The following is a 15007-nucleotide window of genomic DNA, read 5'->3' on the forward strand; positions in this document are numbered from 1 at the left end:
TGAGCGGGTGAATGAAGGGCGGCCGGGATTTTTTCCCGTGCCGCCCTTCCCCCTCATGATCTCAGACGCCGCCGCACTTGCCGGTCTTGACGTTGAAGTTGCCGCATTTCTTCTCGACCCAGTCGCCGACGAGGTCCTTCGAGCCGTCGAGTTCCTTCGACCAGGCGTCGCCCGGCACGAGGCCGCTGGTCTTCCAGACCACGTCGAACTGGCCGTCTTCCTTGATCTCGCCGATGAAGACCGGCTTGGTGATGTGGTGGTTCGGGAGCATCTTGGAGATGCCGCCGGTCAGGTTCGGCGCCTCGATGCCGGGCAGCGCGTCGATGACCTTGTCCGGATCGGTGCTCTTGGCCTTCTCCACCGCCTTCACCCACATGTTGAAGCCGACGTAATGCGCTTCCATCGGGTCGTTGGTGACGCGCTTCGGATTCTTGGTGAAGGCCTGCCACTGCTTGATGAAAGCGTCGTTCTCGGGCGTCTTGATCGACTGGAAATAGTTCCAGGCTGCGAGATGGCCGAGCAGCGGCTTCGTATCGATGCCGGCAAGCTCCTCCTCGCCGACCGAGAAGGCGACGACCGGGATGTCGGTCGCCTTGATGCCCTGGTTGCCGAGCTCCTTGTAGAACGGCACGTTGGCGTCGCCGTTGATGGTCGAGACCACCGCCGTCTTCTTGCCGGCCGAGCCGAACTTCTTGATGTCGGAGACGATGGTCTGCCAGTCGGAGTGGCCGAAGGGCGTGTAGTTGATCATGATATCCTCGGGCTTCACGCCCTTAGACTTCAGATACGCCTCGAGGATCTTGTTGGTCGTGCGCGGGTAGACATAGTCGGTGCCGGCGAGCACCCAGCGCTCGACCTTCTCCTCCTTGGCGAGATAGTCGACGGCGGGGATCGCCTGCTGGTTCGGCGCGGCGCCCGTATAGAATACGTTGCGCTCGCTCTCCTCGCCCTCGTACTGGACGGGGTAGAACAGGATGTTGTTGAGCTCCTTGAAGACCGGCAGCACCGACTTGCGCGAGACCGAGGTCCAGCAGCCGAAGGTGGCCGCGACCTTGTCCTTGGTGATCAGTTCGCGCGCCTTCTCGGCGAAGAGCGGCCAGTTCGAGGCGGGATCGACGACGACGGCCTCGAGCTTCTTGCCCAGCAGACCGCCCTTCTTGTTCTGCTCCTCGATGAGCATCAGCATGACGTCCTTCAACGTCGTCTCGGAGATGGCCATCGTGCCCGAGAGCGAATGAAGGATGCCGACCTTGATGGTCTCCTGCTGCGCCGCCGCCGGCAGATAGGAGGACCCGAGGAAAGCGGCGCCGGCCAAAGCCGTGCCGAGGAATTCGCGACGATTGCTGTTCACGGACATCTCCCGAAGGATGTTTGTTGGCGGCGCCCCTCGACGCCGGCAGGCCTCCCTGGCCCGGAGGCAGCTTTCGCAAGGGCCGTGCCAAGCGCCGACGGGCTTTGCGACCAGGCGCAAATCTCTGTCCGTAACGAGGCTTTGGCGGCATTTCCTGCGAAAGCACGACCACTCAACGCAATCATCGAACTCAACGGGAGAAATCTGCCCATTCCGTCATCAAATCACGTGGCGCATGTTTGTGCATCGCAGCATATGCCTGAAATTTCATCGACAGACACGGGTTTTAACGGAGCACAGCGTTTTTTTTGGCATTTACGAGCACAGGAGAATCGACTTAGCCTCATCTTCGTCGGTAACAACTGAAAGGAGGTGATCCAGTGTCTCATTGTCATCAGCCGCTGGTGCAAAGCGGGTGGACCTGGACCTCTTCTTCCCGGGGTTCGTGTTCCGCGTGAGTTTTCGCACCTTTGATCCGGCTCGCTGGATCGCGGTTCGACAATGGAAGGGCTGTCCGAAAGGGCGGCCCTTCTTCTTTTGATCTCGCGAATGCTGGCGCGAGCCCACAAGGCGTGGCAGACAGGCGGGGTGACCTACTTTCCCAGCCTTTACCCGTCGAGTACCAGCATTGTCCGTTCCTGAACCGAGCCGCGAGGCGATCCTCGACTTCATCGAGGAGGAGCGCGCCGCCGGCCGCGAGGTCGGCCGCCGCGAGATCGCCAAGGCCTTCGGGCTGGACCAGGGCGGCAAGATCTGGCTGAAGCGGCTGCTGAAGGAACTTGCCCAGGAAGGCGAGATCGGCGGAGACGGCAAGGAGCGCCCGGTGCATCCGCGCGGCGCGCTGCCGCCTGTGCTGCTGTCCGAGATCAAGCGCCGCGACCGCGAGGGCGACCTCGTCGCCCAGCCGCTCGAATGGGACGAGGCGGAAAGCGGCGCACCGCCGCAAATCCTGGTCGAGCGCGTCCGCGAGGGACGACGGAAGCCGCACGCGGCGGCCCCCGCCCCTGGCGTCGGCGATCAGGTCATCCTCAAGCTGACCCGCCTGAGGGGCGTCGCGGACTTCGCTTATTCCGGCCGCGTGCTCAAGATCATGGGCAAGGCCAAGGCCGCCGTGCTCGGCATCTTCCGCGCCCTGCCCGACGGCTCGGGCCGGCTGGTGCCGATCGACAAGAAGGCACAGGGGCGCGAGGCGATCATCCCCAAGGGCCGCACGGCCGAGGCTGAAGATGGCGACCTCGTCTCGGTTTCGCTGCGCCGCGAGAGCCGCTTCGGCCCGCCCGAGGCGCATGTGCGCGAGCGGCTGGGCTCGATCAAGTCCGAGCGCGCCGTGAGCCTGATCGCGATCCACGCCCATGGCATCCCGCATGAATTCCCGCCGGCCACCCTCCAGGAAGCGGCGGACGCACCGACCGCGACGCTGAAGGGGCGCGAGGACTGGCGCGATCTGCCGCTCATCACGATCGACCCTGCCGACGCCAAGGACCATGACGACGCTGTCCATGCGGCGCCCGACGAGGACCCGGCCAATGCCGGCGGCTTCGTCGTCACCGTCGCCATCGCCGACGTCGCGGCCTATGTCCGGCCGGGTTCGGCCCTCGATCGCGAGGCGCTGGAGCGCGGCAATTCGGTTTATTTCCCCGATCGCGTCGTGCCGATGCTGCCGGAACGGATCTCGAACGATCTGTGTTCGCTTCGCGAGAACGAGGACCGGCCGGCCATGGCGGTCCGGCTCGTGCTCAAATCCGATGGGTCGAAGAAGAGCCACTCCTTCCACCGCGTGCTGATGCGCTCGGCCGCCAAGCTCTCCTACCAGCAGGCTCAAAGCGCGATCGACGGCAAGCCGGACGAGAAGACCGGGCCGATCCGCGAGAGCGTGCTGATGCCGCTCTGGGCGGCTTATGGCGTGGCGGCTCGCGCCCGCGACCAGCGCCAGCCGCTCGATCTCGATTTGCCTGAGCGCAAGCTGATCCTGAAGCCCGACGGCGCGGTCGAGCGCGTGATCGTGCCGGAGCGGCTGGCCGCCCATAAGCTGATCGAGGAATTCATGATCCTCGCCAATGTCGCGGCGGCCGAGACGCTGGAGAAGGCCGGGAGCCTGCTGGTCTATCGCTGCCATGACGAGCCGTCGCTCGAGAAGATGCGCGCGCTAGGCGAGGTGCTGGCCTCGATCGGCATCAAGCTGCCGAAGGACGGGGCGCTCAGGCCCGTGCTGTTCAACCGCATCCTGGCGATGATCAAGGGCTCGGAGAACGAGACGCTGATCAACGAGGTGGTGCTGCGCACGCAGGCCCAGGCAGAATATGTCGCCGAGAATTACGGGCATTTCGGCCTTAATCTGCGCCGCTACGCGCATTTCACCTCGCCGATCCGCCGCTATGCCGATCTGATCGTCCACCGTGCGCTCGTCACCGCGCTCAAGCTCGGCGATGACGGCCTGCCGAAGAATACGACGCTCGCCGAACTGCGCGAGATCGCGACCCGCATCTCCGCCGCCGAGCGCCGCGCCATGGCAGCCGAGCGCGAGACGACCGACCGACTGATCGCGCACTTCCTCGCCGATCAGATCGGCGCGAGCTTCGACGGGCGGGTCGGCGGGGTGAATCGCGCGGGGCTCTTCGTGAAGCTCAACGATACCGGAGCGGACGGCTTCATCCCCGCCTCCACGCTCGGAGGCGACTATTACCGCTATGACGAGGCTGCCCATGCCCTAATCGGCGAGCGCACCGGCGAAAGCTGGCGCCTCGGCGACAAGGTGCATGTCAAGCTGGTCGAGGCCGCGCCCGTCGCTGGCGCATTGCGCTTCGAGCTGCTCTCGGCCGGCAGGACTGTGGCGACGGGCCGCGCTGGCAAGCGCCGCGGCGGCGCGCCATATGGGGAAAGCCGGCCGACGAGCTTCGGCAAGAGGGCCAAGCCGGGCCGGGCCAAGCCTGGCAAGAGGCGGTGATGAGCGTCCAGATCCACAGCGCGGAAACGCATGTCGAAACCCGCGACTGGCGGGAAGCCGTGGCGCGTGGGCTGAAGGGCCGCTGCCCGCATTGCGGCCGCGGAGGGCTGTTCCGCGCCTTCCTGAAGCCGGTCGATGCCTGTGAATCCTGCGGTGAGGAACTGCATCATCAGCGCGCCGACGACCTGCCGCCCTATATCGTCATCACCATCGTTGGCCATATCGTGGTCGGCGGCATTCTGCTCGCCGAGAAGTACGGCGACTGGCCGATGTGGTGGCACATGGCGCTCTGGCCGGCATTGACGCTGATCCTATCCCTCGCCCTGATGCAGCCTGTGAAGGGCGGCGTCGTCGGGCTGCAATGGGCCGTGCGCCTGCACGGCTTCGGCGGCGAGCCCGACCGGCCCGAACGCCAGCCCCTGCCCCCATCCGGATCGCGCCCATGACCGACCACACCGTCACCCTGACCCGGGCCGAGCGCGTCCGCACCACGGTCAATCTGCGTCCGAAGGACGCCGCGACCATGCTGATCCTGGACCGCAGCGGCGCGCGCCCGAAGGTCCTGATGGGCAAGCGCCACGCCGGCCACAAGTTCATGCCGGGCAAATACGTCTTTCCCGGCGGACGCATCGAGGACGGCGACCGACGTATGGTCGCGACCGGCGCGGTGCCGCAGCTCTGCGAGGACCGGCTCGGCAAGCGCTGCCTGCGCCCAAGCGCCGGCAAGGCGCGGGCGCTGGCGCTCGCAGCAATCCGCGAGACCTTCGAGGAGACGGGACTGCTCTTCGGCTCCAACGAGTTTGGAGCGCCGGAGAATCCGCCGGCCGGAAGCTGGACCGACTTCGCCGCTCAGGGCGTGTTTCCGGATCTCTCCGCCGTCACCTTCGTCGCCCGCGCGATCACGCCGCCGCGTCGGCCGAAGCGCTTTGACACCCGCTTCTTCACCGTCGACGCCGCAGCGGTCGCCGGCAAGGTCGAAGGCATCGTCGGACCGGATTCGGAACTGACCGATCTCGTCTGGGTCGATTTCGAGGAGGCGAAGGCGCTCGACCTGCCGACGATCACCACTGTCATCCTGCAGGAGGTCGAATCGCGCATCGCCGCCGGCTTCGCGCCCTACCTGCCGGTGCCGTTCTACTGGGAGAAGCGCGGCAGCTTCGTGCGCGAGGAGCTCTGAATCAGCGGAAATCCCGCCTTAACGACAGGATCGTCATCGGATCGTTATTCTTTCTTGACTTCCCCAGCCCTTTGCGGCATCTCCCACGCCGACGGTTTGCCGGGTTCGCCCGGCCATTTTCTTTTCCGAGGGCTTTGCGGCCCGCATGGTTCGAGGATAGACCCATGGCCAAGGCCGTGACGATCAAGATCAAGCTGCTTTCGACCGCCGACACCGGCTTCTTTTACGTGACGAAGAAAAACTCGCGCACGATGACTGAGAAGATGTCGAAGAAGAAGTACGACCCGGTCGCGCGCAAGCACGTCGAGTTCAAGGAAACCAAGATCAAGTAAGGCTTGCCCCTACTGGTCTGGACCAACGCAAAACCGCCCTTCCGGGCGGTTTTTTGTTGCCTGCACTTTTGGCTACATCTCTGTTGGCTGAGCGAATTTTGCTGCCATTCTGCCTGCTCAGCCGGTGAAGCGTGCCGCTAAAGCTCAAGCGGCAGATGCGTGCGATCAGCGATCAACCACGACAACAGGCCCGTGCTGATCATCAGCACGGCCACCAACACGGCCTGGACCATAACGCTACACCGCCCCCGTTTCCCGTAGGGCAATAGCTAGAATTTTAACGTTTTGTAAATGAATTTATTCGGTAGAATCGCGCTCATGAAGGCTGCATGACGCCAGTGGAGGCAGCCCGACATGGATGAACTCTCTGAAGCCGGGCTGGATCTCGAGCTCAGCGAATTCGGCAAGCGATTGGATTCGCTCCTGATCTCCCGCGGGTGGAATCCCCGGGCACGGCGGAGCGCACGGTCGAGCTTCGAGTTCTCGGCGAAGCGGTATTCGCCGGAGGCTGTCCACATCGTCCTGGATGCCGTCATGCCGGAAGCCGCGGCCAGGGAAATCATGGCCCTTGCGCTCCGGCACGGCCTGACCGAACCAGCCAGGCAAGACACTCCGCCGAAGCCCCGCTGAACACAGCGGCCCGCGGCTGCGGCGCAACCGCCGGCGCGCATCTCAGCGCCCTCAATCGCGGCACAGCTGCCGGGTCATTGACTCTTTCGGGAAAGCCCCCACCTGTTGCGCTTCCGCCGTCGCCCGGATCGAAGCCGGGATTGCAGGATAGCGAGGACCGAACGGCATGGTGCGACAGTTGCTGAAGCTGCTGGTCGAGATTGATTCCTCGCGCTTCCTCACGACACGCATCGGCGCAGCGCTAAGCGTGCTGGCTTTGCTCGCGGCCTTCGGCGCTGCGGGGTACTGGTTGCCGGCGGCGATCTCGGACTATCTCCAACGCTGAAGCGGCGGCCCAGAAACAAGGTGGCCGGCCGGCGGCGGTTCTGAGGAGGCCAGAATTCCGTCACCGACCGGCCGAGCCCTTCGGTTACCCAGGAGATGCGGCGGACCCGAGCTCCCGAGGGGCGTTCCGGAGCGATCACCGGGACCGCTGCGTTGCAACAACCCTTACAATGCAACGTATCCGAATCAATCAAATCCAACCGATTCCCCTGCGTTCATCGATCGTTAACCCTACCGGCTAATCTTAAATTTCCGCCGGGCGAAGCTGACTCTACGGCAATTCCAAAAACAACTTCAGATCGTTGCCGATTGTTGTTCACGCACTGCCTTAGCAATCGGCCGGAAGTCCGCTGATACCGCAGATTGCCGCTGTCCAGCGGCAGCCGGCCACGGCCTGCCAGGCGAGGCCCGACGCCTATCAACCTGGCTTGAGCAAAGATCGATCGGTTACGCGGCGCTCGCGGCGATGACGCGATTGCGGCCACCGGCCTTGGCCCGATAGAGGGCATCATCGGCGCGCTTCATGATGTCGGCCGAAGAGGCGTCCCCGGCGCGGCGGTTCGCGACGCCCACCGAAACCGTGACCCTGATATCGCGCGTGTCGTTCTGGATCGCGAAAGGCTCACTCTCGACCCGCTCGCGAATACGCTCCGCGACCTGGCAGGCGGCATCGCGCCCGGTATCTGGCAGGACGACGACAACCTCTTCGCCGCCCATCCGAGCAACGAGATCGATACCACGGGTGCATGCGCGGACACGGTTCGCGAACTCGCGCAGCACCTCATCGCCGGCGTCATGCCCCCAGCTGTCGTTGACAGCCTTGAAGTGATCGACATCGAGCAGAAGGATCGACAGCGCGCGCGCGCGCAGCGCCGACTCGTCGAACATCATGGCGAGCCGGCTGGTCATGAAGCGGCGATTGTGCAGGCCCGTGAGCTGATCCATCACCGCCATCTCCATCGACGACTGCACGCTGTCGCGCAGCCGCTCGGTGAAGCGCTTCCGGCGCACCTGGGTGCGAACCCGGGCGAGCAGTTCGTTGCGGTCGATCGGGCGGAGCAGGAAGTCATGCGCGCCGATATCGAGGCCGCGCAGGATGCGGGCACGGTCCTCGGCCTCCCCCATCAGCAGCACGGAGATATTGCGCGTACGCTCCAGCGAGCGCAGCTGACTGCACAGGCGCAAGCCGTCCTGATCTTGCAGGTCGAGGCTGATGATGACGCTGTCGAAGTCGCCATCGGCAGCCCGCTGCGCCGCCTGCTGGGCATCTTTCTCGACCTCGACGACATGGAAGGCCGAGAGCGCGCTCTGAAGCCGCTCGACCACGCTGGGCCGGTCCTCGACCAGCAGGATGCGGCCATTGAGCCCGGTTTCGGCGGCCGCGGCGGCCAGCGGATCGGCCATGCCGAGCCGGACCGAAGCAACGGCACGGCCGCGCAGCTCGTCCGTCATCTCCTTCAACCGTGCCAGGCTCCGCACCCGGGCGAAAAGCGCGGCATCGTCGAGCGGCTTGGTCAGGAAGTCGTCGGCGCCGGCATCAAGCCCCTCCAGGCGGTCGCGCGGCTGGTCCAGCGCGGTGACCATGACGACCGGAATATGCGCGGTCGCCGGCGTGCCCTTCAGATAGCGGCAGACCTCGAAACCGTTCATGCCCGGCATCATGACGTCGAGCAGGACGATGTCCGCCTCGCCGCGCTCGCAGGTCGCAATCGCATCCGCGCCGTTCAACGCCGTCACCACGCCGAAATACTCGGCCGAAAGCTTGGCCTCGAGCAGTTTCACATTGGCGGCGATGTCATCGACGACGAGGACGCGGGCAGTCATGGATCGCTCTTAGGCGGCGCCGGCATAAGCGCGGACGGTCTCCAGGAACTTCGCAACCGAGATGGGCTTGGAGAGATAGGCCTCGCAGCCGCCCTCGCGGATCCGCTCCTCGTCGCCCTTCATCGCGAAGGCCGTGACGGCCACCACGGGGATCGCCTTGAGGTCGTCGTCCTCCTTGATCCATTTGGTGACCTCGAGCCCGGAGACCTCCGGAAGCTGGATGTCCATCAGGATCAGCGCCGGATGGTGAGTCCGCGCCAGCTCGATAGCTTCGATGCCATCCGACGTCTTCAAGGTCGCATAGCCATGCGCTTCGAGAAGATCGTTGAAGAGCTTCATGTTGAGCTCGTTGTCTTCGACGATGAGAACCGTCTTCATCAGGCCGCCCTTCAATCGCGCCAGGGATGTCCGCCGGCAGCCAGCGGTCTTTCCAAAATGGCGGCGTCGTTCGATGATAGTCTCTAACACGCGAGCAGTTGACGAAACGCAAACCGGATACGCGACTCCCAGGCCATGGCACCAAGACTGACCACCGAGGATGCAGAGACGCTGGCATTGCGCGCCCTCGGCTTCCTGGCCGCAGAACCGGAACGGATCGAGCCTTTCCTCAGCACGACCGGTCTCGGCCCGGCCAATCTGCGTTCCGCGGCGAGCGAACCGGGTTTCCTTGCGGCCGTGCTCGACCATATTGCGGGAAGCGATTCGCTCCTGCTCGAGTTTGCCGAAAATTTAAGGCTGAATCCGGAAATTATCGGGGAGGCACGCCGTCTGCTCGCCGGGCCGGAGCCGGACGACTTCCCTTGATCACGAGTCCCCTCTCGCTGCGCAGCCTGTGCCGCGATTGCCTGGCGGATCACGAGGCGGCGGGGCCGCTCCGGCGCTGCCCGGCTTGCGGTTCGCCGCGCCTGATCAGGCATGCCGAGCGCGATGCCCTGAGCCTCGCCCATATCGACTGCGACGCCTTCTACGCGACGATCGAGAAGCGCGACGATCCGACCCTGCAGGACAAGCCGGTCATCGTCGGCGGCGGCAAGCGCGGCGTGGTCTCGACATGCTGCTACATCGCGCGCACCTATGGGGTGCGCTCGGCCATGCCGATGTTCAAGGCGCTGAAGGCCTGCCCAGAGGCGGTCGTCGTCAAGCCGAACATGGCGAAGTACGTCTCGGTCGGGCGCGAAGTCCGGCAGTTGATGCGCGAGCTGACGCCGCTGGTCGAGCCGCTCTCGATCGACGAAGCCTTTCTCGATCTCGCGGGCACGGAGCGCCTTCATCACGCCAGCCCGGCCATGACGCTCGCACGCTTCGCCAAGCGCATCGAGGCAGAGCTCGGCATCACCATCTCGGTCGGGCTGTCCTATGCCAAATTCCTGGCGAAGGTCGCGTCCGACCTCGACAAGCCGCGGGGCTTCTCGATCATCGGCCGTGGCGAAGCGGTCGCCTTCCTCGCCGACAAGCCGGTCAGCCTTATCCCCGGCATGGGGCCGGCAAGCGTCGCGAAGCTCGCGGAAGGCGGCCTCAAGCTTGTCGGCGACCTGCGCGAGGCTGCGGCCGAAAAGCTCTTCCGCATCGCGGGCAAGGACGGCCCGCGCCTCAAGAATCTCGCTAACGGCATCGATCCGCGCAAGGTCACGCCCGAGCGCGAAACCAAGAGCGTCTCGAGCGAAACGACGCTGGACGTCGATCTCTCAGGCTTCGATGAGCTGGAGCCGATTCTGTGGCGGCTCTGCGAGAAGACCTCGAAGCGGCTGAAGGCACAGGAACTCGCCGGCCGGACCATCACGCTGAAGCTGAAGACGGCAGACTTCCACAGCATCACCCGCGCCACGCGGCTGCCCGAGCCCACGCAGCTCGCCGCCCGGCTCTTCACCGTCGGGCGCGACCTGCTGAAGCGCGAATGCAACGGCCCGCGCTACCGGCTGATCGGCATCGGCACGAGCGATTTCAGCCCGCCGGAAGAGGCCGATCATGGCGACCTTGCCGATACGGCGACACCGCGCCTGAAGGCGATGGAGGGCGCGCTCGACAAGCTGCGCGCCCGCTTCGGCGATGAGGCGATCGGCAAGGGGCTGGGCCTCAGGCTTCCGCAGCGCCGATCGTCCGAGCCGGCTACTTCGCGCAAGCTTCCTGAGGAAGAAGATCCAGACGGGTGAGCGTGCCGCGCAACGCGAAGCTGCCATAGTCGAGCTTGATCGCGCCGGTGACCCCGTTCTCATAGAGCTCGAAGGAGATCGTGTAGGAGGGCGTCGACTCGCCCGAACCAACCTTGAAATAGGAGATCGTCACCGGCCAGCGCGCCATCTTCTCGAATTCAGGGCGCTGCAGCGGCTTTTCGGAGGGCTCGCTTTCGATCCGCTTCCCGATGACCGAGAGCGTGTCGTAGACCTCCTTGCCTGAATTGGCGCCGTCGTAGAGCCGCACATTGAGGGTGTGCTGGCCAGTGCGCGCGGCCTGGATGACGGCCTTCATCTGGGCGTTCGGAAACAGCGCATCGGCGCCGTCGCGATGGGTTTCGGCGTTGGGCTGGCGCAGTTTCACCTCATAGCCGCCGCCACTCTTTTCCGCAGTGCCGTCGACGGTCTCGGGCGCGGCGCCGCCGGAGGAGCTTTCGGTCTTGAAGCGATAGCTCGCTCCATCGCCCGCCTCGAAGCTGGTGGTGCGGGCGTCGATGACCCGCGGGCCCGCCTCGGTGCCGAGCTGGGTGACCTGCCGGAAGGACAGGGCATAGCCCTCACAGGCGTCGCCGGTGAACTCGAAGGCGATGCGGCCCTTGGCCGTCTCGATGTTGCCGGATGCCTTGGCATTGTCGAGAACGAGATCATAGACCGCGCGATGCGGCGCGAGCACTACGCGGTCAAGCGCGGGCTGCGCGGCCTTTGCCTGCGCCCAGGCCGGCCCAGCGGCCAGCATCAGGGCTGTGATGCCAATCGGGCCCGCATGGGCCACGAGCCTCAGACTTGTTTGGTTCATGCGCCGCTTTTCCGTTCCGTCCTCATTGGAAATCTAGGTGCAACGCGGCAATGGCGCAAACATGGCAAACAGCCCGCTTCCTGACGCCGCACCACCCCTGCCCTCCGGACATGTCGCGATGCTTGCGGGCCGTCCGGGCTTCGGTCATGAAAGACCAGTCTCGCAAGACCGGTCGCAAAGACCCTGCCTCGCTCGCGGAGCCGTGCCCATGAACGTCGTCGAATCGCGCCTCGCCGAACTCGGAATTACTCTGCCGAGCCCGGCCGCCCCCGTCGCCAACTACGTCCCCTATGTCGTCACCGGCAATCTGCTGATCATCTCCGGGCAGATCTGCTTCGGGCTCGACGGCAAGCTTTCCGACAAGCACAAGGGCAAGCTCGGCGCCGAAATCTTCAACGAGGCCGGCCTCGAAGCGGCGCGACTCTGCGCCATCAACGTTCTCGCCCAGGCCAAGGCGGCGCTCGATGGCGATCTCGGCCGGATCGTGCGCTGCGTGCGTCTCGGCGGCTTCATCAACGCCGCCCCGCATTTCGCGGCGCTGCCGGCGATCATGAACGGCGCCTCCGATCTGATGGTCGAAGTGCTCGGCGACAACGGCCGCCATGCCCGCTCGACCGTGGGGGTCGCCGAATTGCCGGCCGATGCCGCCGTCGAGGTCGAGGCGATGTTCGAGATCCGCTGATGGCTCAGGCTTCCAACACTACCGGCCGGCCCGAACTGGGCTGGCTGGTCGCGCGGCCGATCGCGCATCGCGGCCTGCATGATCTTGCTGCTGGCGTCATCGAGAACAGCCCCTCGGCGGCACAGGCCGCCATCGCCGGCGGCTTCGGCATCGAATGCGACGTCCAGCTCACCGCCGATGGCGAGGCGGTCGTGTTCCACGATTTCGTGCTCGACCGGCTGACGGGTGAGAGCGGTGCCGTCGTCGATCGCAAGGCCGAGGCGCTCTCCGCCATCACGCTCAAGGGCAGCGGCGACCGCATCCCGACCTTGTCAGCCTTCCTCGACCTGATCGGCGGGCGGGTGCCTGTTGTCATCGAGATCAAGAGCCGCTTCGACGGCGATCTGGCGCTGACACGCCGGACGGTCGAGGTCGTCGCCGGCTACCGGGATCATCCGATCGTGATCAAGTCCTTCGATCCCGCGATCGTGACCGCTCTGCGCGAGATTGCGCCGGAGATTCCGCGCGGCATCGTGGCGATGAACGCCTATGATTACGGGGATTACGACAAGCTCTCCCCGGAACGGAAACATGCGCTGGCCAATCTGCTGCATTTCACCGAGAGCCGGCCGCACTTCCTCTCCTGGAAGGTCGCGGATCTGGAGAGCGCCGCGCCCTATCTGTGCCGCAACGTGCTTGGGATGCCGCTCATGAGCTGGACCGTGCGCACGCCGGAAGAGCGGCAGCGCGCTGCCGCCTTTGCGGACCAGATGGTCTTCGAGGGCTTTCGTCCTTGAGCAAAGGCGAAAGCGACGATCTGATCGTTCGCATCGCGCCCTCCGTCAAGGCCGTTCCCGCAGGCGCGTGGAACGCTTGCGCCAATCCCCACGCCGTGTTGGCGCCCTGCCCCGCCGATGCAAAAGGCGGCATCGACCGGGACAATCCCTTCGTCAGCCATGAATTCCTGATGGCGCTGGAGGAGAGCGGCTGCACCGGCGGGCGCAGCGGCTGGTCGCCGGCCTATCTCCTTGTCGAGGATAGCGCCGGCCAGTTGCTCGCCGCCGCACCGAGCTTCCTCAAGAGCCATAGCCAGGGCGAATACGTCTTCGACCATGGCTGGGCAGACGCCTATGAACGCGCCGGCGGCCGCTACTACCCCAAGATCCAGGTCGCGGCGCCCTTCACCCCGGCAACGGGGCCGCGCCTTCTTGTTGCCGATGGGCCGCGCGCCGATGAAGCGCGGAAGACGCTGATCGCGGKGCTGGAGGCGCTGCGGGCGCAGACGCAGTCCTCCTCGGTCCATGTCACTTTCGCGCAGGAGCCTGACATCGCCGCGCTGAGGCAGGCCGGCTATCTCGAGCGCGACGACCTGCAGTTCCATTGGCAGAACGAAGGTTTCGGCAGCTATGACGACTTCCTGGCCACACTCGCGTCGCGCAAGCGCAAGGCGCTGAAGCGCGAACGGCGCGAGGCACTCTCGGCCGGCATCACGATCATGGCACTCTCGGGCCGCGAGCTGACCGAAGCGGTCTGGGACGATTTTTTCGCCTTCTACCAGGATACCGGCTCACGCAAATGGGGCCGGCCCTATCTCAACCGCGCCTTCTTCTCACGCGTCGGCGCGGCGATGGGCGAGCGCATCGTGCTGATGATGGCGAAGCGGGCGGGCCGCTACATCGCCGGCGCCATCAATTTCCGCGGCGGGAACACCCTCTACGGCCGCAACTGGGGCTGCATCGAGGACCATCCCTTCCTGCATTTCGAGGTCTGCTACCATCAGGCCATCGACTACGCGATTGCGCAGGGGCTCGCCCGCGTCGAGGCAGGCGCGCAGGGCGAGCACAAGCTGGCGCGCGGCTATCGGCCGGTGATCACCCATTCGCTGCACCATATCGCCGATCCGGGCTTACGCCGGCCGGTCGCAGCCTATCTGGCGCAGGAGCGCGAGCAGATCGCCGCCGCGCAGGCCGCGCTGGCAGCGGAAACGCCGTTCCGCAAGACGGGAATGCATGATGACTGAGATGGAGACGTCGGTAGCGGTGGTCGGGCAGCCGATCTTCTGCCTGGATGCCGAGCTCGGCTATCGGCGCAGCCTCACCGATTTCTCCGCGCCACTCCGGCTGGATGAAAGCTACAGGCTGGCGCATCTGCCGCTGGTCGCTCCGGAGCATCCGGCCGTGATCCCCCGGCGCGAAGGCAAGTTCTATGAGATGGGCCGGCATCCGCGTGTGTTTTCGCTGGTGCTGCCGGTTCATGACGCCGCCCTGCAGGCATCGCTCGCCTTCCGCGCTTTGGAAGAACAGCTCCGGACCGCCCCTTTCGCCAGCAAGATCGCCTGGGAGATCCTGCCGAAGCGGCGCGACAAGCTGCACGCCACGGTCTGCGGCTCACTCGGAATCGCGGAGCCGCCGACGTTCGCATCGGCTGCGCGCGATGCCCTCGGCCGGATCGAGCCCTTCGCCGTCGAGCTGCGCGGATTGTTCTCCGGCAACGTCAATCGTGGCCGGCTCTATCTTGCCGCCTATCCCGAGAAGCGCAACGGCGCGAACATGCTGCAAGCGGTGCAGGCCGCCTTCGGGCGCCCGCCGGGCGATCTCTGGCTCGTCGGCCTGTACAATCTCAAGGACGATCTCGATGCCGCCGAGACGGCAGCGCTGGCCGACATCGTCGGGCGCTGGTGGGACCGACCGCTGCTGCGCCTTACGGCGAGTGCGCTGCAGCTCATGAGCGCTGGCGACGACCTGGTTCTCGACGGTGCCGTCGAGGAGACTTTGCCGCTGGGCGACTGACGCGGGCA

The 15007-nt window shown here is 65.4% G+C and carries 16 protein-coding genes; 12 read left to right on the top strand and 4 right to left on the bottom strand.

All coding sequences use genetic code 11. From position 1 onward, the window contains the following. Positions 1-61: 61 nt before the first annotated feature. Complete coding sequence (gene urtA / locus AC1DDA_RS01400) at positions 62-1351, bottom strand: urea ABC transporter substrate-binding protein (RefSeq protein WP_476794334.1); 1290 nt, start codon at positions 1349-1351, stop codon at positions 62-64. Positions 1352-1979: 628 nt separating this feature from the next. On the opposite strand from urtA, the gene rnr reads away from it, so the two are divergent. From rnr to AC1DDA_RS01430, 6 genes are all read left to right on the top strand, one after another. Then, positions 1980-4295 carry a ribonuclease R gene (rnr, locus tag AC1DDA_RS01405; RefSeq protein WP_476794335.1) on the top strand — a complete coding sequence of 772 codons (2316 nt, stop codon included), beginning with the start codon at positions 1980-1982 and terminating at the stop codon, positions 4293-4295. Further along, the gene (locus tag AC1DDA_RS01410) at positions 4295-4741 is read left to right on the top strand and encodes a DUF983 domain-containing protein (RefSeq protein WP_476794336.1); all 447 of its coding nucleotides are present in this window, start codon (positions 4295-4297) and stop codon (positions 4739-4741) included. Before rnr ends, AC1DDA_RS01410 begins: the two co-directional genes overlap by 1 nt. Further along, positions 4738-5472: an NUDIX hydrolase gene (locus AC1DDA_RS01415; RefSeq protein WP_476794337.1), complete on the top strand. Its 735-nt coding sequence runs from the start codon at positions 4738-4740 to the stop codon at positions 5470-5472. Before AC1DDA_RS01410 ends, AC1DDA_RS01415 begins: the two co-directional genes overlap by 4 nt. Before the next feature lie 164 nt (positions 5473-5636). Beyond that, positions 5637-5804 (top strand): 50S ribosomal protein L33, encoded by a 168-nt coding sequence (rpmG, locus tag AC1DDA_RS01420; RefSeq protein WP_038367996.1) that lies wholly within the window; start codon positions 5637-5639, stop codon positions 5802-5804. Positions 5805-6158: 354 nt separating this feature from the next. Further along, positions 6159-6434 (top strand): hypothetical protein, encoded by a 276-nt coding sequence (locus AC1DDA_RS01425; protein ID WP_476794338.1) that lies wholly within the window; start codon positions 6159-6161, stop codon positions 6432-6434. A gap of 166 nt (positions 6435-6600) precedes the next feature. Beyond that, positions 6601-6759, top strand: coding sequence for a hypothetical protein (locus AC1DDA_RS01430; protein ID WP_441511383.1), 159 nt, complete (start codon positions 6601-6603; stop codon positions 6757-6759). Positions 6760-7205: 446 nt separating this feature from the next. Here AC1DDA_RS01430 and AC1DDA_RS01435 read toward each other — a convergent pair whose 3' ends face one another. Further along, positions 7206-8582, bottom strand: a complete 1377-nt coding sequence (locus tag AC1DDA_RS01435; RefSeq protein WP_441511382.1) for a PleD family two-component system response regulator — start codon at positions 8580-8582, stop codon at positions 7206-7208. Positions 8583-8591: 9 nt separating this feature from the next. Further along, the gene (locus tag AC1DDA_RS01440) at positions 8592-8963 is read right to left on the bottom strand and encodes a response regulator (RefSeq protein WP_149133714.1); all 372 of its coding nucleotides are present in this window, start codon (positions 8961-8963) and stop codon (positions 8592-8594) included. A gap of 132 nt (positions 8964-9095) precedes the next feature. Between AC1DDA_RS01440 and AC1DDA_RS01445 the strand changes: the two genes are divergently transcribed. Together AC1DDA_RS01445 and AC1DDA_RS01450 are read left to right on the top strand one after the other, a co-directional pair. After that, positions 9096-9386 carry a DUF3572 domain-containing protein gene (locus tag AC1DDA_RS01445; RefSeq protein ID WP_441511381.1) on the top strand — a complete coding sequence of 97 codons (291 nt, stop codon included), beginning with the start codon at positions 9096-9098 and terminating at the stop codon, positions 9384-9386. Continuing rightward, on the top strand, positions 9383-10732 hold the full coding sequence (locus AC1DDA_RS01450; protein ID WP_476794339.1) for a DNA polymerase IV: 1350 nt from the start codon (positions 9383-9385) through the stop codon (positions 10730-10732). The genes AC1DDA_RS01445 and AC1DDA_RS01450 overlap by 4 nt, the downstream gene beginning before the upstream one ends. Here AC1DDA_RS01450 and AC1DDA_RS01455 read toward each other — a convergent pair. Further along, positions 10689-11549, bottom strand: a complete 861-nt coding sequence (locus AC1DDA_RS01455) for a cell envelope integrity EipB family protein (RefSeq protein WP_476794340.1) — start codon at positions 11547-11549, stop codon at positions 10689-10691. The two genes, AC1DDA_RS01450 and AC1DDA_RS01455, sit on opposite strands and share 44 nt — an antisense overlap. Positions 11550-11757: 208 nt before the next feature. On the opposite strand from AC1DDA_RS01455, the gene AC1DDA_RS01460 reads away from it, so the two are divergent. Genes AC1DDA_RS01460 through AC1DDA_RS01475 form a run of 4 tightly spaced genes read left to right on the top strand, consistent with a single transcriptional unit; the run spans position 11758 to position 14999 of the window. Beyond that, positions 11758-12231 (top strand): RidA family protein, encoded by a 474-nt coding sequence (locus AC1DDA_RS01460; protein ID WP_441511378.1) that lies wholly within the window; start codon positions 11758-11760, stop codon positions 12229-12231. Further along, entirely contained in the window at positions 12231-13007 is a 777-nt protein-coding gene (locus AC1DDA_RS01465) for a glycerophosphodiester phosphodiesterase family protein (protein WP_476794341.1), read from the top strand. The genes AC1DDA_RS01460 and AC1DDA_RS01465 overlap by 1 nt, the downstream gene beginning before the upstream one ends. Further along, positions 13004-14230, top strand: coding sequence for a GNAT family N-acetyltransferase (locus AC1DDA_RS01470; RefSeq protein WP_476794342.1), 1227 nt, complete (start codon positions 13004-13006; stop codon positions 14228-14230). The genes AC1DDA_RS01465 and AC1DDA_RS01470 overlap by 4 nt, the downstream gene beginning before the upstream one ends. Then, positions 14223-14999, top strand: a complete 777-nt coding sequence (locus tag AC1DDA_RS01475) for a 2'-5' RNA ligase family protein (protein WP_476794343.1) — start codon at positions 14223-14225, stop codon at positions 14997-14999. The genes AC1DDA_RS01470 and AC1DDA_RS01475 overlap by 8 nt, the downstream gene beginning before the upstream one ends. Positions 15000-15007 lie beyond the last annotated feature (8 nt).

Source organism: Allobosea sp. 10N428 (assembly GCF_056394545.1).